Genomic DNA, 20,275 nt, shown 5'->3' with positions numbered 1-20,275 from the left:
CTGCTGATCGCGGTTCAAACAAATATTTCTTTTCAGATCGGGTTCACGTCCGGTCTTTTTGTGATGCAGGAAATCAGCATTAAATTATTTTTATTTTACGCTTGACTTTTGTTAGCAGGTTTTTATTTGACTTATGTACGAAATCGGAGTATAATGATTCAAAATGTCCGAATACGTACAAAATGATGAAAGATGAGGAAAGTGTGATGGCCAATTTATTCGAAACCTACAATCAGATTATTTGCGAAATGGGTGTGGATTATCACAATGCGGCGGTGCAGCTCGGCCTGTCAGACAGCGAGTTTAATATTCTTTACACGCTTTACATCGAAGGCAGCGGCACCAATCAGAGCGTGCTCTACAAGAAATCCGGCGTGGCCCGCTCGACGGTGAATTCGGCCATACGCAAAATGGAGGGCAAAGAGTGGATTTATCTCGTCCCCGGAACGGGGCGCAATACCCGGGTGATGCTGACGGCAGCGGGCGAGGCAGCGATTGCGCAAACCGTCGGGCGGATTGTCGACATCGAGAAACAGATCTTCAGCGATTTTTCAGAGGAAGAGCAGCAGACGCTCATCCGCCTGAACCGGCATTTCGAAACCCATTTTAAAGAAGCGATCAAAAAATTGTAAGGAGGCGGTATGTCCAAAAATCAAAGGGTGATTCACCTGTCGGATCATTTCACGATGGGCCGGCTTTTGCGCTACGCGCTGCCGTCCATCGGGATGATGATTTTTACGTCGATCTACAGCGTCGTCGACGGTTTTTTCGTCTCGAACATGGTCGGCAAGACTGCGTTTGCGGCGGTCAATTTGATTCTGCCCGTGCTCGAGATGCTCGGCGCTCTCGGCTACGTTTTCGGCACCGGCGGCAGCGCTCTGGTCTCGAAGGAGCTCGGCGAAGGCAAAAAACGAGAAGCGAGCGAAACTTTCTCGCTGATGGTGGGCACGACGATTGCGATGGGTATTCTTGTCGCGGCGGTGGGCACGCCGCTGCTGCGTCCGATTTTGATCGGGATCGGCGCGGACAAGGGGATGTTAAAAGAAGCCCTGGCCTACGGCCACATCCTCATGCCGGCGATGATCGTCTTCATGCTCCAATACATGTTTCAGGCCTTTTTCATCACGGCCGAAAAGCCGAAACTGGGCTTTGCCATTACGGTTGCCGCGGGATTGACCAATATGGTTTTGGATTGGCTGTTCATGGCGGTCTTTCGCTGGGGGATCCGCGGCGCGGCCATCGCAACGGTGCTCGCACAGGGAATCGGCGGCGCAGTGCCCATTTTGTATTTCGCGCGGTCCAAAACGGCGGCGATTCACCTCGGCCGGCCCCGTTTTCATTTTGAAAAAATCAAGAAAGCGGCCACAAACGGTGCGTCGGAATTCATGACGACGGTTTCCCTGTCCATCGTCAGTATTTGCTACAACATGCAGCTGATCCGCTTTGCCGGTCAAAACGGCGTCGCGGCCTACGGCGTGATCATGTACGTCAATTTCATCTTCCTCTCGGTGTTCATCGGTTATGCGACGGGGACGGCGCCGATCGTCGGCTTCCATTTCGGCGCGGGCAACAAGGACGAGCTTCACGGCCTTTTGAATCGAAGCCTGAAATGGATCGCCTTCACCGGATTGGCGCTGACAGCGGCAGCCGAAATTTTCGCGAGACCGCTGGCAATGATTTTCGTCAGCTACGATCCGGCATTGCTTTCGATGACGGTCCGCGGTTTTCGGATTTACAGTCTGTCCTACCTGCTTTCGGGCTTTAACATCTACGGGTCGTCCTTTTTTACGGCGCTGAACAACGGGTTCGTCTCCGCGGCGATTGCTTTCCTGCGCACCCTCGTTTTTGAAACCGGCTGTGTGTGGATCCTGCCGGCGTTTTTCGGACTGACGGGGATTTGGTTCGCGATCGTCGCCGCAGAGGTGATGGCCATCGCGGTGACGGGCACCTTCCTTAGAAAAAACCGCACCCGTTACGGGTATTAATGGCATTTCGCGATTAAAATAAAGGAAAACATAAGGTTGACCGATTATGATAGCTTCATAAATTAGATAAAGCAAACAAAAAAGAGAGGAGTCACGAAAATGAATCCATTAACCATCGAAGCCATTAGAGGGCGCACCATCATCGATTCCAGAGGGAACCCGACGGTCGAAGCGGAAGTCCGCCTGGCGGGCGGCAGTGTCGGCCGCGGCGCATCGCCGTCAGGGGCCTCAACCGGCGAATTTGAAGCCCTGGAACTCAGAGATCAGGACCCGTCCCAGTTCGGCGGCAAAGGCGTCTCGAAGGCCGTCGCCAACGTGAACGACAAAATTGCGCCGGCCCTTTCGGGGATGGACGCCTCGGATCAGGCCAGTATCGATCAGGCCATGCTGGATCTGGACGGCACCCGGGATAAATCAGGCCTCGGGGCCAACGCCATGCTGGCCGTTTCCATCGCGGCGGCCCAGGCTGCGGCAAAAGCGGAAGGGGTTCCGCTGTACCGCTACCTCGGCGGTGCCAACGGAACTGTGCTGCCAGTGCCGATGATGAATATTTTAAACGGCGGGGCCCACGCTTCCAATTCCGTGGACACCCAGGAATTCATGATCATGCCGGTGGGCGCGGGAAGCTTCGGCGAAGGGCTGCGCCAGAGCACGGAAGTGTTCCACGCGCTGCAGCAACTGCTCAAAAGCGAAGGCCAGACGACGGCTGTCGGCGATGAAGGCGGCTTCGCACCGAATCTAGATTCCGATGAAGACGCCATTCAGCACATTCTTCAGGCTGTGGAAAACGCGGGCTACGTCCCGGGCGAAGACTTTGTCCTCGCGATGGACGCCGCCTCTTCGGAATGGAAGAGCGACAAAGGCCAGGGCTTTTACCATCAGCCCAAATCGGGGAGAGATTTCACCTCCGACGAATTGATCGCCCATTGGGAAGATTTGATCGCTAAATACCCGATCATCTCCATTGAAGACGGCCTCGACGAAGAAGACTGGGCGGGCTGGCAGCGCATGACCGAAGCCCTCGGCCACAAGGTCCAGCTGGTCGGCGACGATTTGTTCGTGACCAACACCGAACGCCTCGCCAAGGGCATTGACCTGGGCGCCGGCAACGCGATTTTGATCAAGCTCAATCAAATCGGCACGGTCTCCGAAACCTTATCCGCCATCCGCATGGCGAACCGGGCCGGGTACCGCGCGGTGATTTCCCACCGTTCGGGCGAAACCGAAGACACGACTATCGCCGATTTGGCGGTCGCGGTCAACGCCGGACAGATCAAAACCGGCGCGCCGTCCCGGACAGAACGGGTCGCCAAATACAACCAGCTGCTACGCATTGAGGAAGACCTGGGCGCCGGCGCGGTGTATCTCGGAAAAGATGCCTTCGGATTTAAGAAGTAATTCGGCAGATTCAGCCGCTTCATCTTAAAAAGATGGGGCGGTTTTTTTTGAATTGGCGTTTTTGATCGGCATCAGCCGGTCAAACGTGGTATGATACGGTCAACGGATACACAATTATACAAAAGGAGAACGACATGCAATACGATTTTGAAACGGTGTTGGACCGCCGCGGCCAAGACGCGATGGCAGTGGACGCAGTCGGGTCCGAGGCGCTCAAAGGCTTCAGCCCCAGCGCGCCGAAGCCGGGATTTGATGTGATCCCGATGTGGGTGGCGGACATGAATTTCCCGACGGCTCGTTCGATTCAGGACGCGATCATCGCCCGGGCAAAACACCCGGCCTTTGGCTATTTCGCGCCGAGCGACGCCTATTATCAGGCCATTATCGACTGGCACAAACGCAAAGGTGTCGACGATTTGACGAAAGACGTCATCACTTACGAAAACGGGGTCCTCGGCGGCATCGTCTCGACGCTGAAGGTGTTCGCGGCGCCGGGGGACGCGGTGCTGCTCCACAGCCCGACCTACATGGGCTTTACCAATTGTGTGCGGCAAAACGGCTACCGCATCGTCCACAGCCCACTGAAACGGGACGGGAACGGCGTGTGGCGGATGGACCCCGAAGATATGGAGAAAAAAATTAGAGCCCATCACATTCACGTGGCGATCTTTTGCAATCCGTTCAACCCCTGTGGCCGGGTCTGGACGAAGGCGGAGCTGGCGGAAGCTTTGGCCGTGTGCGAGGCCAACAACGTTTTCGTCATCGCCGACGAAATCTGGTCCGATTTATTGATGAACGGCCACACCTACACGCCGGTGCAGTCGGTCAATACCTGGGCGAAGACCCACACGGCGGCCTTCTACGCGCCGAGCAAGACCTTCAATCTGGCCGGCCTGATCGGCTCCTACAGCGTCATCTACAACGAGACGGTGCGCCAGCGGGTCCGGGCCATCGGCCAGAAGACGGTCTACAACGCGATGAACGTCTTGTCCGAGCATGCTCTGATCGGCGCTTACAGCGACGAAGGCGCCGACTGGCTCGGCCAGCTGCTGCCGGTCTTGTCCCGCAACGTGAATTTCGCCTGCGATTTTGTGGACGCGCATTTTGACGGCGTCACAGCCTTCCGCTCGGAGGGGACGTACATGCTGCTGCTGGACTGCACCGCGTGGCTTGACAAACACGGCATGACGCAGAAGGCCCTGCTTCAAAAAGGCTGGGACGTCGGTGTCGGCTGGCAGGACGGCGGCCTCTTTGAAGCGCCGACGTCGATCCGGCTCAACCTGGCTTCGCCAACCCACCGGATCGAAGAAGCCTTCCGCCGGATGGACCGCTACGTGTTCAACGCCTGAGGACCGGACATGATTGCAGGGATGACGATTTATCAGATCGCCTGGTATTTTCTGATTTACTCTTTTCTCGGCTGGGTCGTCGAGGTGGTGTTCCACGCGGTGCACCAAGGGCGGATCGTCAACCGCGGCTTTTTAAACGGCCCGGTCTGCCCGGTTTACGGCTTCGGCGTGCTGGCGGTATTCGCCGTCGCCTGGGCCATCGGCCGCTCGGCTCCCGAGGGTCTGCCCCTGTGGCAGCTCTTTCTCGTCGGCATGGTTTTCGCGACGCTGGTGGAGCTGATCGCCGGCTGGACGCTGGACAAGCTGTTTCACACCCGGTGGTGGGACTACAGCGATAAACCCTTGAATCTCGGCGGCTACATCTGCCCGGAGTATTCGCTGATCTGGGGGCTGGCGATTACGCTCGTCGTCCGGGACGTTCAGCCGCTGGTGCGCCGCACGGCGGCGGATCAGATCCCGGCGGATTACGGCTGGATCGTTTTGGCGGTGTTTTACTGCGCTTATCTGGCGGATCTGATCGTCACGGTTTTGATCATCACCGGATTCAATAAGCGGCTCGCTGAATTGGACGCCATCCGGCTGTCCCTGCGCACCGTCAGCGACAAATTGACCGAAGACATCGGCGGCGGCGCGATGGAAGCCACGCAGCGCGTTCAGGAAGGCGAGGTGCAGGCGGCACTGGCCCGCGCAGAAATGGGCGAACGGGCTGCGGCCCGCAGGGAAACGGCCGAAAATGCGCTCTGGCAGCGCAGAAATGCCCTGAAGGCGAAGGCAAAACACATCAGACAGCGGGTGATGGCGCCGAAGGTTTTCGGCGGACGCCGGCTGATGCGGGCCTTCCCGTCGATGCAGCATCGGGATTTTGGCGAAGTGCTCGACTGGCTGCGGAATGATATGCAAAAGGAAAAAAGCAGTAAATGACACCACCCCCTTGGATTGAGTCGGAATCGATATCCAAGGGGGTGGTTTTTTGCATCGCTTTGCCGCAGAGGCGCGGCAATCATTTAAGCTTGAGACTTAAGAAGGCGGCGCAATTGCCCCGGCGTTCTCCGGCGGCCCGGTGGGAGAACAACAGCGTCGCGTTGCAGCGGGTGCAGACGTCGGTGGTCTGGATGTGCTCAGGCAGGACCCCAGCGCTTTCGAGGACGAGGCGGTTCGCCTGCCAGAGATCGAGCTGGCAGTGAAGGGTGCCGTTTTTCCGGTGGGGGTCCCCAAGGATTTGATCGGCCTGGGCGCCGAAGCGGTCTCTGAACACGGCTGCGACGTCTTCTGAGATTTCGTAGCAGTCCCGGCAGATGGACGGCCCGACGGCGCAGATTAAATCGGACGGGTCGGTGCCGTAATGGGTGCGCATCAAGGCGATGGCGCCCGCTGAGATGCCCGCCGCGGTGCCCCGCCAGCCGGAGTGGACGAGGCCGATGGCCCGGTGCACCGGATCGACGAGGTAGACCGGTGTGCAGTCGGCGGTGAACACGCCGAGGATCAGCCCCGGCGTGTCGGTGACCATGCCGTCGACGTCTTTGCCCCAGCGGCGAAACAGCGTGCCCTCGCCGCCGTCATTTTCATCGACGACCCGGACGTTTCCGGTGTGGCCCTGGTGAGCGCAGACGAAGTGGCGCAGGCTGCGGCCGCCGCCGAAGGCGTCGGCGATGCGCTGATAATTGGCGTCGACCACCATCGGGTTGTCCTCCCGGTCGTAGTTGAAATTCATGGCGGTGCAGTCGCCTGAGCTGACGCCGCCCTCCCGCGTCGTGAAGACGTGGTCGACACAGCCGGCGGCCTCGAGGGCGGGGAAGGTCAGCGTGCGCAGCGGCAGGCCGCCGATATTTTCGGTGCGGTCGTTCAAAACCGGATGGTTGGGATCTTTTCGGATGAGTTGAATCACGTTGGGCTCCTTTTTTTGATGTTCTCGTGGTTTTAAAGTTTGCGTCCATTGTACCACGGCCCTTGCAAAATGCAAGGCGGTGCGCTATACTGAAGGCGTTAGTTAAAAGCAGGGGAGTCTGTGCGCAGGCTGAGAGTAGACCAAAAGGTCTAGACCCTTACACCTGATTTGGATCATGCCAACGCAGGGAGCACCGATATCGATGAACTTTGCAGGCGGGTCCGCCTGCTTTTTTTGTGCGCGGTTCACCGGGGGCACCACCTTGAATCGCCTAAGAAAACGGAAATGCGAAGTTAAAAAAGGAGAAACCAATGAGAACAGCATTGACGATCGCTGGCAGCGATACCAGCGGAGGCGCCGGCATTCAGGCCGATCTGAAAACCATGACCGTAAACGGCGTTTTCGCCATGAGCGCGGTCACGGCCCTGACGGCTCAGAACACCACCGGCGTCACGGACATTATGGAAGTTACCCCGACATTTCTCGGGGAAGAGATGGACGCGGTCTTCACCGATATTTTCCCCGACGCGGTGAAAATCGGCATGGTCAGCTCGGCCGATCTGATTGCCGTCATCGCCGAGCGGCTCGCCCAGTATCAGGCGGGGCACATCGTCCTCGATCCGGTGATGGTCGCCACGTCCGGCGCGAAGCTTCTGCGGGACGACGCAGTGGACGCGCTGAAAAACAAACTGATCCCGCTGGCGGAAGTGATCACGCCGAATATTCCTGAGGCGGAAATTCTCGCGGGGTTTGCCATTGAAACGGAAGCCGACATGGAAAAGGCGGCCCAAGCCATCGGCAAACAGCTCGGCTGCGCCGTCCTCGTCAAGGGGGGCCACCAGGTCAACGACGCCAACGATTATCTCTGGCAGCCCGGCGGCGGCCAGTGGTTTAAAGGCAAGCGCATCGACAACCCCAACACCCACGGCACCGGCTGCACCCTGTCGTCCGCCATCGCCGCGAACCTCGCCAAAGGCTACATCCTCGAGGACGCGGTGCGCACGGCGAAGGCCTTTTTGTCCGGCGCTTTGGCCGACGGCCTCGATCTCGGCAAAGGGGCCGGGCCGATGAACCACGCCTTTGACATCAAGGACAGCTACAAGGCGGTGCGGTCATGAGAGAACAAAAAAAGACGACGAGCTTTCAGAACGGGCTCATCTGGTTCGGCGCCGGGGTGTCTATTGCGGAAATCCTGACCGGGACGTATTTCGCACCGCTGGGCTTCGCGAAGGGCCTGGCCGCGATTCTGATCGGCCACGTTATCGGCTGTGCGATGTTCTTCTTCTCGGGGCTCATCGGCGGGCGGACCCGGAAGAGCGCGATGGAAAGCGTCAAGCTCTCCTTCGGCGGCAAGGGCGGATTGATTTTTGCGGCTCTCAACGTCCTCCAGCTCGTGGGCTGGACGGCGATCATGATTTACGACGGGGCCGCGGCCATCGACGGTATCTTCCCGGGACACGCCTGGGTCTGGTGCCTGGTCATCGGCGCACTGATTCTGCTGTGGATCGCCATCGGCATTACAAATCTGGGGCCGGTCAACCAAATCGCGATGGCGGCGCTGTTCATCCTGACGATCGTCATGTGCCGGGTCATTTTCGCGAAGGGCTCGGTGTGGTCGGTGGCGCCGACCTCGGGCCTGAGCTTTGGGGCGGCAATTGAACTGGCGGTGGCGATGCCGCTGTCCTGGTTGCCGCTGATCTCGGACTACACCCGTGAGGCGGAAAAGCCCTTCGCGGCGACGATGGCGTCGACCCTCGTCTACGGCGGCGTCTCCACCTGGATGTACATTATCGGCATGGGCGCGGCGCTGCTCACCGGCGGCGGCAACATCGCGGTGATCATGGTCAAGGCGGGCCTCGGTATTGCGGCGCTGATCATTCTGATTCTGTCGACGGTCACGACGACCTTCCTCGACGCGTGGTCGGCCGGGATTTCGACGGAATCGCTGTGGTCAAAGCTGTCGGGCAAAAACGTCGCGATGATCGCGACCGTGATCGGCATCGTGCTGGCGATCCTCTTCCCGATGGACGACATCACCGACTTCCTCTACCTGATCGGGTCGGTCTTCGCGCCGATGATTGCGGTGCAGATCGCCGATTATTTCATCCTGAAAAAGGCGGACAGCGCGGACCGCGATTGGGACGTGCGCAACCTGATCGTCTGGGTCATCGGCTTTATCTTGTATCGGCTCTTGATGAAGGTCGATCTGCCTGTGGGCAGCACTTTGCCGGACATGGCCGTCACGATGGTGATTCTACTCATCGCATTGCCGAAAACTAAAAAGGCGAAAAATTAAGCGAAAAAAAGCCGAACGCGAAAGCGTCCGGCTTTTTTGGTGTGATAAAAGATTTAGATGTTTTTGGCGACTTCGACCTTGGCGATGAGGCTCGGCAATGTCGTTTCGAAGTTCACGCCGTACCACGGCTTTTTCGGGTCTTTTAAAGTGACGGCGATGGTTTCGGCGGTGTAGTCCGAAGCGATGGCCATGGCGTCGTCCCAGGACAGGCCGTTCATGATGCCGCCGACGCAGGCGCTGGCGAAGAGGTCCCCGGTGCCGTGATAGGCCGCGTCGATCCGAATGTTCTGGTGGGAGAGGAATTCCCCGGTGCGGGTGTCGAGGCCCATGAAGCCGGTCATGCCGTCTTTGAGGGAAACCCCGGTGAGGACGGCGATGGTCGGGCCGAGCTTGCCGAGTTTTTCGAGGAGGGCCTTGACTTCGCTTTCAGACATATCTTCTTTATACGGGGTGTTCGTCATGAAGCAGGCTTCGGTGATGTTCGGGACGATGATGTCGGCGTGGCTGCAGAATTCAGCGTTGCGTTTTGCGTAGTCGAGATCGAAGGCCGGGTAAAGGGCGCCGTTGTCGGCCATGACCGGGTCGACGAATTTCAAGGTTGTGTCGTCCGGGGCGAAATCGTCGAAGATTTTCTCGACCATTTCGATTTGTTCGAAGGAGCCGAGGTAGCCGGTGTAGATGCTGTCGAAGGTGATGCCTTCGTCCCGCCAGTGCTTGGTGATTGGCGCGATTTGGTCGCTCAAATCCTTGACGGTGAAATTTTTGAACATGGTGTGGGTGGAAAGTACCGCCGTCGGCAGAATCGCCGTTTCCACACCCATGGCCGAGATGACGGGCAGGGCGATGGTCGTCGAGCATTTGCCGAAGCAGGAAATATCTTGAATCGAAAGGACACGTTTCATGGTTTGCCTCCTGAATGTCTGAATTGAGAAACGGGTGGCTTGTCACACCCGATGGATTTTATTATAATCCATATTGAACCGAATAAAAGAGTCAGTTTGCGAATATTCAGAAAGGTCAGGTGCCATGCTTACCTATCATTTTAAAAGCGGGGGCGACCCGTTGTACATTCAGCTTTATCAAGCCATTAAGAGCGACATTCTCTCGGGCACTCTCGCACCGGGAGAGGCGCTGCCGGGCAAACGCCCCTTTGCCAAACAGCTCGGCGTCTCGGTGTCCACCGTCGAAAACGCCTACGGCCAGCTGATGGCTGAGGGGTACATCACGTCCATGCCCCGGCGGGGGTTCTACGTCGCCGAGGTCAAGACCCTGCCCCAGACGCCCGAGGCGGTGCCGGCCCGGCACGAGCCTGACCCGGTGCTGGCCTCACTGCACACGGTGCTGAGCCAGCGGCACTGGTTCGCCGATTTTCAGAGCAACCAGACCGACCCGGCGTCCTTCCCGTTTACCCTATGGGCGAAGCTGACCCGGGAGGTGCTCAACGACGACCAGGTGGCGCTGATGACGAACCCGCCGGCAGGGGGCACGATGGCGCTGCGCACCGCCATCGCCGACCACCTCCGCGATTTCCGCGGCCTCGTCGTCGCGCCGGAACAGATCATCGTCGGCGCCGGCACCGAATACCTCTACACGCTGCTGATTCAGCTGCTCGGTTTCGACCGGATCTACGCGGTGGAATCGCCGGGGTACCGGAAAATCCTCCAGGTGTATCAGGCCCACCGACTCAGAACGGCGAAGATCGCGCTGGACCACCAGGGGCTCAGACCCGATCTGCTCGAGGATTCCGGGGCGTCGGTCGTGCACATCACGCCGAGCCACCATTTCCCAACCGGGATCACGATGCCCATCGCGAGGCGCTACGAGATGCTCGGCTGGGCAAACCGCTCGGCAGACCGGATCATCATCGAGGACGATTACGACAGCGAATTCCGGATGACCGGGCGGCCGCTGCCGCCGCTGGCTGCCATCGACATGACCGGCCGGGTCATTTATATGAACACCTTCACCAAGAGCCTGGCCTCGACGATCCGCGTGTCCTACATGGTGCTGCCGCCGGCGCTCACGGCGGCCTTTTACCGGAAGCTGAGGTTTTACGCCTGCACCGTGTCGACCTTTGAACAGGCGGCTCTGAGCCGATTTATTTCTGAAGGGCATTACGAAAAGCACATCAACCGCATGCGCCAGGCTTACCGCAGACGCCGGGATGCGATTTTGAAGGCGATCGGCGCAAGCGAGATGGCGGCGGTCGCGTCCATCGGCGAGGAAAACGCCGGACTGCATTTTGTTTTGACCTTGAGAACGAAAAAGCGGGACGCCGACATCGTCCGCGACGCGGCCAAGCGTGGCATTCGGGTGGCACCCCTCGAGGACGCCGGCGCCCACCGCTTTCTGATCAACTACTCGTCGATTCCCGAATCGGTGATTCCCGAAGCCGTCAGGCGGCTCAGCGAGGCCGTGACAGCGTAAAGGTCCCTAAAGGGGGCGCAGGGTCAGCTCGCCCGAGCGGATCAGTTTTTCGGTGCCGTCGGCCATTTGAAGCCTGAGGTGGCCGAAATCGTCGAAGCCGATCACCGTGCCGACCAGGGGTTCACCGGCGCCGGTGAGGGTGACGGCCCGGCCGATTAAGTTGGAGCGGCGGCGGTAGCGCTCGGCGTAGGGCGCCGGGTCCTTGGCCTGCCCGAGGGCGGTCAGGCCGTCGATCATCGCGGCGAGCAGACGGGCGCGCAGGTCGTCGGGATCGCCGCCCTTTTCGGCGTAGGCCCGCGCGGTGGTGCCGGCGATGCTGCCGGCCCGCTCGGCGATCTCGTCGGGAAAGCCGCCTTCTGGGTCGAAGAGGTTGAACCCGATGCCGACGACGATCCACCGCTTTTGGGGATCGGGATCAGCTCGGCCTTCGGTGAGGATGCCGGCGATTTTTTTCGGTCCGATCATCAAATCGTTGACCCATTTGATTTTCGGTGTGATGTCAGCGGCCTTTTCGACAGCCTGGACCGAGACGGCGCAGGCCCCCATGGTCACGAAATCGGCCAGGGCGGGGTTGTCGGCGGTCCGGTAGCGGACTGAAAGGTAGAGGCCGGAATCCTTCGGGGAGAAAAAGGCGCGGCCCATTCGGCCCCGCCCGGAGCTTTGGGCGTCGGCCGCGACGATGGCGCCGTGGGGCAGGTCTGGGGCCGCCTTCAGCACGTCGTTGGTGGAGCCGAGGACCTCCGCCCAGCGGACGCGGTCTAAAACGGCTGGATTTCCGAGATAGGGAATCAGCGGCGCCGTATCGCGCCATTGAATCTTGCTCATGAGACACTCCTTGTCAGTGAATTTGGGTGGTTTTAGTATAGCACAGCGGGGAAATCATGGTATAATATCAATTACAAATCAATATAGTATGTTATTGACAATCTGTGATTTAGAATGAGAATGGAAAACAGAAAGGGAGGACAACATGCAGGCGTTGAACGAGACGACACAGCGGAAATACGACAAGCTCAAGGACGAGCTGAAGGCCATTGGATCGGTGGCCGTGGCCTTTTCAGGCGGCGTGGATTCGACATTGCTTCTGACGGTGGCCCACGAGGTGCTCGGGGACCAGGCCGTCGGCGTGACGATCGCGTCCAATCTGGTGCCGCCGAGGGAACTGGACGAAGCCAAGGCCTTCTGCGAAAGCCGCGGCATCCGGCACATCCTCTGCCCGGTGGATGCGCTGGAGGTGGAGCAGGTGCGCGTCAATCCGCCGGACCGGTGTTATTGGTGCAAGCACACCAATTTCTCCAAGATTCAGGAGGTGGCTGAGGAGTTGGGGCTGGCAGCTGTTGCGGAGGGTTCTAATGTGGACGACCTCGGCGATTACCGGCCGGGACTCAAGGCTGTGGCCGAGCTTAAGATTGAAAGCCCCCTCCGGGCTGCCGGGCTGACCAAGGCGGAAATCCGCGAGATCTCGAAGGCCATGGACCTGCCGACCTGGGACAAGCCGTCCTACGCCTGTCTGGCTTCCCGCTTTCCCTACGGCCACGCGATTACAGCGGCGGGCCTTGACCGGGTGGATCGGGCCGAGAAGTTTCTCATCGATCTCGGCTTTCAATCCATGCGGGTGCGCGTCCACGGCGACGACGATCCCATCGCGCGCATCGAGGTGGCGCCGGAACGTTTCGAGGAATTGATCACCCAGCGCGATAAAATTGTCCTGGCCTTCAAGGCGATGGGCTTTCGCTACGTGACGATGGACCTTCAGGGCTACCGGGTCGGGAGCATGAACGAAACCCTGAAACAGTCATGAAGCGCGCGCTGATCTGCCTGGCTGTGGGCTACAGCTGCGGCTGCTTTTTGAGCGCGGCTTTTGCGGGACGCCGCCGAGGGGTCTCGATTTTTCAAATGGGCTCAGGCAATCCGGGAATGGCCAACGCCATGCGCTGCTTCGGGTTTGGCACAGGCATGGCAGTCCTGGCCGGGGATATTCTGAAGACGGTCGCGGCGTGGCTGGTGACGGCACTGCTCTTCGGGCGCACGGCGGCTGTCGCCGGGGTCACCGCCATCGGAGCGGTCCTCGGGCACAATTTTCCGTTTTGGCACCGGTTCAAAGGCGGCAAAGGTGTCGCAGTGACTTGCTCCGGTGTGGTGCTGATGCTGCCGGGATGGGGCTTTGCAGCGCTGATCGCTGGTGCGGCGGCTGTAATCTTGACCCGTTATCTTTGTGTTGGGGCCGTTGTCATCCCGGCCGTGTTCATCGCCCCGGCGGCGCTTACCGCAGGTCCTGCGGCAGGGTGGATTGCCGCCACGATGACGGCGCTCGCGGTGGTGTCCAATTGGAAAAGCTTGGTGAAAATGCGCAAGGGCACCGAGCCGGAAGTCGATGTGATCGGGCTGATCCGGGAGAAGATCAAGCAAAAATAAGGCGTAGAAGATAGAGAACCAGAGTGAATTAATATGTGGCACAATAAAAGCGCGTGTGAAGTATGATTTCATACGCGCTTATTTTTTTAGAAAAATACTTTACGCGGCGGTGTCGAACTGGCTCATGTAGAGGTCGGCGTAGAAGCCGTTTTGTGCGAGCAGTTCCTCGTGGGTGCCGCTTTCGACGACGTCGCCGTCCCGGAGGACGAGAATCAAATCGGCGTCGCGGATTGTCGAGAGCCGGTGGGCGATGACGAAGGCAGTCCGCCCGGTCATGAGTTCGTCCATGGCGCGCTGAATCTGCTGCTCGGTGCGGGTGTCCACCGACGAGGTCGCTTCGTCGAGAATCAGCATCGGTTTATTTTCGAGCATGGCCCGGGCGATGGTCAGCTGCTGGCGCTGGCCCTGGCTGAGCTCGGTCTTGTCGTCGAGCATGGTGTCGTAGCCTTTGGGGAGGGTGGCGACGAAATGATCGAGGCCGACGGCGCGGCAGACCTGATCGAGCTGTCCGTCGGATATGCCGTCGGTGCCGAAGGTTAAGTTTTCGCGGAGGGTGCCTTCAAAAAGCCAGGTTTCCTGGAGCACCATGCAGAATTGATCGTGTACTTGTTCCCGGGTCATGTCGCGGGTGTCGATGCCGTCGATGGTGATGCGGCCGCTGTCGACTTCGTAGAAGCGCATCAACAAATTGATGAGGGTCGTCTTGCCGGCGCCGGTTGGGCCGACGATGGCGATTTTCTGACCGGGCTTGGCCGAAGCGGAGAAATCGTGAATGATGATTTTGTCGGGGCTGTAGCCAAATTGGACATGGTCGAAGGCGACGGCACCTTCAATTTTCGGCAGGGATTTTTGTTTGTCTGCTTCGTCCGGCATGTCGTCCGCACCGAGAAAATCGAAGACCCGGTTGCCGGCGGCGCCGGCGAGCTGCAGCGACTGGAAGGCTTGGGCGATTTGAGACAGCGGCTGGGTGAAATACCGGACGTAGAGCATGAAGGCGACGATGACGCCGACTTTGATCTGCCCGTCGATGGCCAGCCACGCGCCGGTGACACACACCGCAACGTAGCCGAAATTGCCGATGAATTGCATCAGCGGCATCATCAGGCCGGACATGCCCTGGGCGCGGAAGGCGCTTTGGCGGAGATGTTCGTTCATTTTGTCGAAGGCCTTCGCTTCGTTCGCCGCTTCGTTGTAAACTTTGACGGTGGTGTGGTTGGTGAAGATTTCTTCGACGTGGCCGTTGATGTCGCCGAGATCGCGCTGCTGATCGGTGAAATAATGCTGGGAATGCTTCATAATGAATTGCATGAGCAGAAAGCCGACCAGTGAGGCAATCGCCGCGGCGGCGGTCATGGTCAGGTTGGTTTTCAGCATCATGACCAGGGCGCCGACAAACATGGCCACTGAGGTGAAGAGCATGCCGATGGCCTGATTGAAGGACTGGCCGATGGTGTCGATGTCGTTGGTCATCCGGGAGAGGACATCCCCGGTGCTGACCCCGTTGAAATACGCCATCGGAAGGCGGTGGATTTTTGCCTGAATCGCCGAGCGCAGTGATTGGGAGATCCGCTGGTTGACGGTTGCGAGCAGCCAGTGCTGCAGGAAAGACAGCACGAAGGAGCCCGCGTACATGATAATTAGCGCCCGAACGATATCCCAGATGCGGTTCATGTCGATGCCGGTCATGAAGCCTTCGGCGATCAGGTTGGTGATTTCTTTGAGCCGATCCGGCCCGAGAATCATCAGCACCGAGCCGAAAGCGGCCGCGATGACGGCGACGACGATCATGGGAATAAATTTTTTATTGAAGCCGAGAATGCGTCCCCAGCTGGCGCGCAGATCGACCTTTTCGGTCGGGACGCCGAGGCGAGGGCCCGGGCCGTGGGGGCCGCGGTGACGGGGTTGTGGTTGCGTGCTCATGCGAGTTCCTCCTTTGAAAGCTGTGACAGGGCGATCTGCTGGTATTCTTCGCAGTTTGCCATGAGTTCTTGGTGGGTGCCGCTGCCGGCGATGGCGCCGTCTTTGATGACGAGAATTCGGTCGGCGTCGCGGATTGTGCCGATGCGCTGCGCGACGATGATTTTGGTCGCGTCGGCGCAGGCGGTCCTGAGGTTTTCCCGAACCTGGCGGTCGGTTTTGTAATCCAGGGCTGAAAACGCGTCGTCGAAGATCAGAATTTCAGGGTCTCGGGCGACAGCGCGGGCGATGGACACGCGCTGGCGCTGGCCGCCGGACAGGTTCGCGCCGCTCTGGGCGACGTAGCGTTCGTAGCCCTTTTCGTTTTCGGCGATGAAGGATGCCGCTTCGGCGGTCTGAGCCGCCTGGCGCACGGCAGCGTCGTTCGGCGTGCCGGCTTTGGTTTCGCCGAAGGCAATGTTGGTGCCGATGGTGCCCTGGAAAAGTTCGGGGCTTTGGGCGACGTAGCCGATCTTGTCGTTGAGGGCCGATTCCGCGTAATCGCGGACGTCGACGCCGTCGACGAGGACTTGCCCGCCTGTGGTGTCGTAAAACCGCGGGATTAAATTGACGATCGTGCTTTTGCCGCAGCCGGTCGCGCCGATGAGGGCGATGGTTTCGCCGCGGTGAGCCGTGAAGTCGATGTCGTGGATCACGTCGCGGCTTTCGTCAGGGTAGCGGAAGTTCACGTGCCGGAAGGCGATTTCCCCGCGCTGCCCCGGCGCCCCTTCGGTGCGGATGCCGGAGACGACAGAGGGCTGTGTATCGGTGACTTCGAGAATACGCTGGGCTGCGACGGAGGCTCTCGGGTAAATCATGTAAATCATGACGAGGAGCATGAAGGCCATGATGACTTGCATCGCGTAGGACGAAAAGACGACCATGTTGGAAAACAAAGTGATCTTGTCGGTCATGGCGGCGTTGTTGATCATCACGGCGCCGAGGGCGTAGATCGCGAGGGTCAGCCCGTTGAGCACGGCCTGAATCCCCGGCATCATCAGCGCCATTCGGTGCCCGGTGTAAAGGTTGTTGTTGGTCAGATTGTCGTTGACCCTTTCAAATTTATCGGTCTGATAATCCGTGTTGTTGTATGCGCGGATGACTTTCAGGCCCGTTAAATCTTCGCGCGTCACCCGGTTGACGTCATCGGTCAGGCTCTGAATGCGTCTGAACCGCGGCACACAAAGCCACAGGACGATGCCGATGATCACAAAGAGCAGCACAACGGCCACCCCCGTGGCCATGGTCCATTCTGCGTTTTTGCCGGCGATTTTCGTAATCGCCCAAACGGCCATGATCGGCGCCTTGACGATGGCGACCATGCCCATGGTGATCAGCAGCTGCACCTGGTTGACATCGTTGGTCATGCGGGTGATCAAGCTCGATGTCGAGAAATGGTGAATTTCCGCCATCGAAAAGCTTTGAACGGCGTCGTAGAGTTTTTTGCGGGTGGCCGCGGAGAAGTCCGCAGCGATTTTGGCCGCGATGACAGCGGTGACGCCGGCGGAGAGCAAGCTCCCCAGGGCGCAGGCCAGCATTTTTCCGCCGGCTTTCAAAACCTCGTGGAGTTCGCTGCCCGGCGTTTCGATGAGTTTGGTGATGTCGGTCATGTAGTCCGGCAGTCTGAGGTCGAGAAAAACCTGGAAGACGATCAGCGCGACAGCACCGGCGAAAAGCGCCCAGTCCCGGCGCCGTATATTTCGAAAAATTTTTATCATCTTATTCCTCCTTGAATTGACAGGTCCCTTGCCTTTTGATATAGTGAAGACAAGTGTTTAGGTGTGACAAATGTATCATCAAAACTGTGAAACGTCAAGATGGTTTTGAACCGCGTGAACAGAAATGAATGAAATGTCTCATCACAATGAAAAAATAGGAAAAATCAACATGAAAGAAAATGAAAACAAAAGGACGCCCCAATCCTCGCTCAAGAAAAAGGAGGCGCTGCGCCTGTCCAACGCTGAATCCAAAGCATTGACACGGGAATGTATCCGGACGGCGCTTCTGATGCTGCTGGGGGAAAAACGCTACGAGGACATTACGACCACCGAAATCATCGACAAGTCCGGCGTGTCCCGGGCGGGCTTTTACCGCAACTACCGTTCAAAGCTCGACGTGATTCAGGATATCCACAACACCCATGCCAGTGCGGTGATCGATGCGCTGAAAGCGGTGCAGGACGGTGCCGAACCGGAACCGGTTTTTAAAAAACTCTTTGAATGGCTGCAATCGGACGAAGATGAATTCAAGCTGCTGATGAACATTCACCAAAGGCTGCCGATCCGTCCGAATTTCGGATTGGGCAAAACTGCGGACGACACCGATCCGGAGACTTATTACGCGCAGGTGGCGGCCAACACCATGCTGGCCATCATCATTCGCAGCTGGTTTGCGCGGGGGATGGCGGAGACGCCTGAAATCATGGCGAAAATCAGTGCGGACATTTACAAACGCCTGCGCGGGCATTAAAAAAACGATGCTGGATGTCAAAATGGGATATCCGGCATCGTTTTTTAGTTGATTAAGCTTTGAGACAGTTTTCGATAAAGGCCAGGCTCTTTTTGAGCACATCCTTTGCGGCAGGGGTGCCGGTTTCGCGGTCGAAATCGTGGACATTGCCGGCGGCGACAAAGCGTTCGGGATGATATTGGCTGCACAAAGCGGTGAATTCGGCAAAGGGCACGTCGGGATCGGCGATGGCGTGGGCGGCGAAAAGCGGCGCCGGCAGTTGGTCGGTCTGGCGCAGCGAGTCGTTCAAATAGAAGAATTTATCCCGCCCTTTGTAGATGAGCCTGCGCCAGGCACCGGTCTGTCTGGCGTAGACGTAGAGGCTGTAGTGGGTGGCCATGGGGCCGTCGGCGTGGATGCCCTGAGGAACGGCATCGAAGGCGTCTTTTGAAACTTGGGGCAGGCTGAGGTAATAAGGCGACGGATCGGTATCCCACCGGTCGGTTAAAAAGCCGTAGCCGTAATAAGAAAGGATGCCGGCCGGCGGCGCGGCGAGATCGGCGGAAGCGGCAGTCATCAAAGCGAGGTAAGCGCCGGCAGAGCGCCCCCAGAGAAAATAGGGGAGATTTTTTTTAAGCCCGAACATTTCTGGATGCTGAATGTAGGTGTTTGCCGAATCCCGAACGTCAGCGAGGATCATGTCGAGATCGGCCGCCGGCGCCAGGGGGTAGTCGAAGGCGATGATGGCAAGACCCGCACCGGTAAAGGCGTCGATATGGGCTTCGGGCAGGTCCTCGCGCTGCCCGTAGAGCAGGCCGCCGCCGTGAAAATACAAGACAGCCGCCTGGACGGGTTTTTCGGGATTGAAATACACTGTAGCTTTTTTAGTATAGTCGGGATGATTGAGATCAATTACGCGTTGCATAGTGCGCGCTCCTTTCTTGACGATGTTTTTACAAGTCGTGCAGGCCGCAGCACAGTGGGCTTAAGCCTCTACCTGCCATCTTATATCCGATTCAGTTAAAATGCAACTGTTCTGAACCAAGAATTAAAATCTGGTTGAAAAACAACAAAAAAATTAAAAAAATTATTAAAATACGCTTGCATTTTTTTCGCAAACGTGGCATGATAGACCTATCAAAAGAATTGTGGTTACGGAATAAAATCAAAATTTAAAATAGGTTGAAAGAGACCGTATTCGATCTCAAGAAAGTGAGGAATCTTTTATGGGTTATTTAAACAATCAGACAGGTTACCGTGAATCGCTTTTGGACAATCGTTCTATTGTCAAGAAAAACAACTACGTTGTACTCGAACCGGACGGATTGGTCAAGAACGTGATCCCAGGTTATGAAAACTGTGATACTACCATCCTCGGCTGTCCTGAAATGGGCGCGACCTTCGCGGATTATCTGGTCACTGCACACGCAGACGGCAAAAACGCAGCAGGCATCGGCGGCGACGGCATCGAATCTTTCCTGTACGTGATCTCCGGCGCAGTGAGCGTGAAAAACGCAGATGAATCCGCAGATCTGACTGAAGGCGGTTACATGTACAGCCCGGCAGACAAGCCGATGACTTTTGAAAATAAGAGCGGCGAAGACGCTAAACTTTACGTTTACCGCAGACGCTACATTCCGCTGGAAGGCCACAGCGCACACACGGTCGTCGGCAACGCCAACGACATCGCCTACATGGATTACGAAGGCATGACAAATGCACAAAGCAAAGATTTACTGCCGGCCGGCGAAGATCTGGGCTTCGACATCAACATGCACTTCTTAAAATTTGAACCGGGCGCATCCCACGGCTATCTGGAAACGCACATCCAGCAGCACTCGATGTACTTCCTTCAGGGCAAGGGCATGTACAACCTCGACGGCGACTGGATGCCGCTGCAGGCTGGCGATTACGTCTTCATGGATTCCTTCGTTCCGCAGGGCTGCTACGGTGTCGGCACAGAAGACTACATCTACATTTACTCTAAAGACTGCAACCGCGACGTCCAGCTTTAATTAAAACGGACTTTTGACGAAGCTCCGAAATACAAAATTTCGGAGCTTTAAATTAGATTAAAATTTAAACGATTAACACAAACTTCGAAAATTCTAGGGAG

The 20,275-nt window shown here is 57.8% G+C and carries 18 protein-coding genes and 1 riboswitch; of the genes, 12 read left to right on the top strand and 6 right to left on the bottom strand.

Annotated elements, in window-relative coordinates; translation table 11 throughout:
• The first annotated feature begins 206 nt into the window (after window positions 1-206).
• The 5 genes from FYJ52_RS03830 to FYJ52_RS03810 all read left to right on the top strand — a co-directional run bounded on the left by FYJ52_RS03830 (window position 207) and on the right by FYJ52_RS03810 (window position 5,653).
• Window positions 207-632 carry a MarR family winged helix-turn-helix transcriptional regulator gene (locus tag FYJ52_RS03830; protein WP_205960753.1) on the top strand — a complete coding sequence of 142 codons (426 nt, stop codon included), beginning with the start codon at window positions 207-209 and terminating at the stop codon, window positions 630-632.
• Window positions 633-641: 9 nt separating this feature from the next.
• Window positions 642-1,985, top strand: coding sequence for an MATE family efflux transporter (locus tag FYJ52_RS03825; RefSeq protein WP_154575940.1), 1,344 nt, complete (start codon window positions 642-644; stop codon window positions 1,983-1,985).
• A gap of 99 nt (window positions 1,986-2,084) precedes the next feature.
• Window positions 2,085-3,383, top strand: a complete 1,299-nt coding sequence (gene eno / locus FYJ52_RS03820) for a phosphopyruvate hydratase (RefSeq protein WP_154575939.1) — start codon at window positions 2,085-2,087, stop codon at window positions 3,381-3,383.
• A 134-nt stretch (window positions 3,384-3,517) separates the two neighbouring features.
• Complete coding sequence (locus FYJ52_RS03815; protein ID WP_154575938.1) at window positions 3,518-4,732, top strand: MalY/PatB family protein; 1,215 nt, start codon at window positions 3,518-3,520, stop codon at window positions 4,730-4,732.
• Between the two features lie 9 nt (window positions 4,733-4,741).
• Entirely contained in the window at window positions 4,742-5,653 is a 912-nt protein-coding gene (locus FYJ52_RS03810; protein WP_154575937.1) for a putative ABC transporter permease, read from the top strand.
• A 79-nt stretch (window positions 5,654-5,732) separates the two neighbouring features.
• Here FYJ52_RS03810 and pgeF read toward each other — a convergent pair whose 3' ends face one another.
• Entirely contained in the window at window positions 5,733-6,617 is an 885-nt protein-coding gene (gene pgeF / locus FYJ52_RS03805) for a peptidoglycan editing factor PgeF (RefSeq protein ID WP_328598756.1), read from the bottom strand.
• 100 nt (window positions 6,618-6,717) lie between these two features.
• Window positions 6,718-6,824: riboswitch (TPP riboswitch) on the top strand.
• 104 nt (window positions 6,825-6,928) lie between these two features.
• Here pgeF and thiD point away from each other — a divergent pair.
• Window positions 6,929-7,735, top strand: a complete 807-nt coding sequence (gene thiD, locus FYJ52_RS03800) for a bifunctional hydroxymethylpyrimidine kinase/phosphomethylpyrimidine kinase (RefSeq protein ID WP_154575936.1) — start codon at window positions 6,929-6,931, stop codon at window positions 7,733-7,735.
• The gene (cytX, locus tag FYJ52_RS03795) at window positions 7,732-8,913 is read left to right on the top strand and encodes a putative hydroxymethylpyrimidine transporter CytX (RefSeq protein WP_154575935.1); all 1,182 of its coding nucleotides are present in this window, start codon (window positions 7,732-7,734) and stop codon (window positions 8,911-8,913) included. The genes thiD and cytX overlap by 4 nt, the downstream gene beginning before the upstream one ends.
• A 53-nt stretch (window positions 8,914-8,966) precedes the next feature.
• On the opposite strand, the gene FYJ52_RS03790 is transcribed toward cytX, so the two are convergent.
• The gene (locus tag FYJ52_RS03790) at window positions 8,967-9,815 is read right to left on the bottom strand and encodes a pyridoxamine kinase (protein WP_154575934.1); all 849 of its coding nucleotides are present in this window, start codon (window positions 9,813-9,815) and stop codon (window positions 8,967-8,969) included.
• Window positions 9,816-9,939: 124 nt separating this feature from the next.
• Between FYJ52_RS03790 and pdxR the strand changes: the two genes are divergently transcribed.
• A complete protein-coding gene (pdxR, locus tag FYJ52_RS03785) occupies window positions 9,940-11,340 on the top strand; it encodes a MocR-like pyridoxine biosynthesis transcription factor PdxR (protein WP_154575933.1) in 1,401 nt (466 codons plus the stop codon).
• Window positions 11,341-11,346: 6 nt separating this feature from the next.
• Here pdxR and FYJ52_RS03780 read toward each other — a convergent pair whose 3' ends face one another.
• Window positions 11,347-12,165, bottom strand: a complete 819-nt coding sequence (locus tag FYJ52_RS03780) for a biotin--[acetyl-CoA-carboxylase] ligase (RefSeq protein ID WP_154575932.1) — start codon at window positions 12,163-12,165, stop codon at window positions 11,347-11,349.
• Window positions 12,166-12,310: 145 nt separating this feature from the next.
• Here FYJ52_RS03780 and larE point away from each other — a divergent pair, with 145 nt between their 5' ends.
• Window positions 12,311-13,141 carry an ATP-dependent sacrificial sulfur transferase LarE gene (gene larE / locus FYJ52_RS03775; RefSeq protein WP_154575931.1) on the top strand — a complete coding sequence of 277 codons (831 nt, stop codon included), beginning with the start codon at window positions 12,311-12,313 and terminating at the stop codon, window positions 13,139-13,141.
• The gene (locus tag FYJ52_RS03770; protein ID WP_154575930.1) at window positions 13,138-13,755 is read left to right on the top strand and encodes a glycerol-3-phosphate acyltransferase; all 618 of its coding nucleotides are present in this window, start codon (window positions 13,138-13,140) and stop codon (window positions 13,753-13,755) included. The genes larE and FYJ52_RS03770 overlap by 4 nt, the downstream gene beginning before the upstream one ends.
• A gap of 99 nt (window positions 13,756-13,854) precedes the next feature.
• On the opposite strand, the gene FYJ52_RS03765 is transcribed toward FYJ52_RS03770, so the two are convergent.
• Window positions 13,855-15,675, bottom strand: coding sequence for an ABC transporter ATP-binding protein (locus FYJ52_RS03765; RefSeq protein ID WP_154575929.1), 1,821 nt, complete (start codon window positions 15,673-15,675; stop codon window positions 13,855-13,857).
• Entirely contained in the window at window positions 15,672-17,429 is a 1,758-nt protein-coding gene (locus FYJ52_RS03760) for an ABC transporter ATP-binding protein (protein WP_154575928.1), read from the bottom strand. The genes FYJ52_RS03765 and FYJ52_RS03760 overlap by 4 nt, the downstream gene beginning before the upstream one ends.
• A gap of 169 nt (window positions 17,430-17,598) precedes the next feature.
• Here FYJ52_RS03760 and FYJ52_RS03755 point away from each other — a divergent pair, with 169 nt between their 5' ends.
• Window positions 17,599-18,180, top strand: a complete 582-nt coding sequence (locus tag FYJ52_RS03755; RefSeq protein ID WP_205960752.1) for a TetR/AcrR family transcriptional regulator — start codon at window positions 17,599-17,601, stop codon at window positions 18,178-18,180.
• Window positions 18,181-18,232: 52 nt separating this feature from the next.
• On the opposite strand, the gene FYJ52_RS03750 is transcribed toward FYJ52_RS03755, so the two are convergent.
• Complete coding sequence (locus tag FYJ52_RS03750; RefSeq protein ID WP_154575926.1) at window positions 18,233-19,084, bottom strand: alpha/beta hydrolase fold domain-containing protein; 852 nt, start codon at window positions 19,082-19,084, stop codon at window positions 18,233-18,235.
• Window positions 19,085-19,385: 301 nt separating this feature from the next.
• On the opposite strand from FYJ52_RS03750, the gene allE reads away from it, so the two are divergent.
• Window positions 19,386-20,174 carry a (S)-ureidoglycine aminohydrolase gene (gene allE, locus FYJ52_RS03745; RefSeq protein ID WP_154575925.1) on the top strand — a complete coding sequence of 263 codons (789 nt, stop codon included), beginning with the start codon at window positions 19,386-19,388 and terminating at the stop codon, window positions 20,172-20,174.
• The last annotated feature ends 101 nt before the right edge of the window (window positions 20,175-20,275 follow it).

It is taken from the genome of Pseudoramibacter porci (genome assembly GCF_009696145.1).
Taxonomy (GTDB): Bacteria; Bacillota; Clostridia; order Eubacteriales; family Eubacteriaceae; genus Pseudoramibacter; species Pseudoramibacter porci.
Note: the sequence above shows the minus strand (reverse complement) of the source record. Positions and strands in the feature narration are given on the sequence as shown.

Bases quoted from the DNA above. Each gene is read 5' to 3' on its own strand.
- allE (WP_154575925.1), top strand. From the start codon at position 19,386: ATGGGTTATTTAAACAATCAGACAGGTTACCGTGAATCGCTTTTGGAC.
- FYJ52_RS03765 (WP_154575929.1), bottom strand. From the start codon at position 15,675: ATGAGCACGCAACCACAACCCCGTCACCGCGGCCCCCACGGCCCGGGC.
- cytX (WP_154575935.1), top strand. From the start codon at position 7,732: ATGAGAGAACAAAAAAAGACGACGAGCTTTCAGAACGGGCTCATCTGG.
- FYJ52_RS03755 (WP_205960752.1), top strand. From the start codon at position 17,599: ATGAAAGAAAATGAAAACAAAAGGACGCCCCAATCCTCGCTCAAGAAA.
- pdxR (WP_154575933.1), top strand. From the start codon at position 9,940: ATGCTTACCTATCATTTTAAAAGCGGGGGCGACCCGTTGTACATTCAG.
- thiD (WP_154575936.1), top strand. From the start codon at position 6,929: ATGAGAACAGCATTGACGATCGCTGGCAGCGATACCAGCGGAGGCGCC.
- eno (WP_154575939.1), top strand. From the start codon at position 2,085: ATGAATCCATTAACCATCGAAGCCATTAGAGGGCGCACCATCATCGAT.
- FYJ52_RS03825 (WP_154575940.1), top strand. From the start codon at position 642: ATGTCCAAAAATCAAAGGGTGATTCACCTGTCGGATCATTTCACGATG.
- FYJ52_RS03830 (WP_205960753.1), top strand. From the start codon at position 207: ATGGCCAATTTATTCGAAACCTACAATCAGATTATTTGCGAAATGGGT.
- FYJ52_RS03815 (WP_154575938.1), top strand. From the start codon at position 3,518: ATGCAATACGATTTTGAAACGGTGTTGGACCGCCGCGGCCAAGACGCG.
- FYJ52_RS03790 (WP_154575934.1), bottom strand. From the start codon at position 9,815: ATGAAACGTGTCCTTTCGATTCAAGATATTTCCTGCTTCGGCAAATGC.
- FYJ52_RS03760 (WP_154575928.1), bottom strand. From the start codon at position 17,429: ATGATAAAAATTTTTCGAAATATACGGCGCCGGGACTGGGCGCTTTTC.
- FYJ52_RS03750 (WP_154575926.1), bottom strand. From the start codon at position 19,084: ATGCAACGCGTAATTGATCTCAATCATCCCGACTATACTAAAAAAGCT.
- FYJ52_RS03770 (WP_154575930.1), top strand. From the start codon at position 13,138: ATGAAGCGCGCGCTGATCTGCCTGGCTGTGGGCTACAGCTGCGGCTGC.
- larE (WP_154575931.1), top strand. From the start codon at position 12,311: ATGCAGGCGTTGAACGAGACGACACAGCGGAAATACGACAAGCTCAAG.
- FYJ52_RS03780 (WP_154575932.1), bottom strand. From the start codon at position 12,165: ATGAGCAAGATTCAATGGCGCGATACGGCGCCGCTGATTCCCTATCTC.
- FYJ52_RS03810 (WP_154575937.1), top strand. From the start codon at position 4,742: ATGATTGCAGGGATGACGATTTATCAGATCGCCTGGTATTTTCTGATT.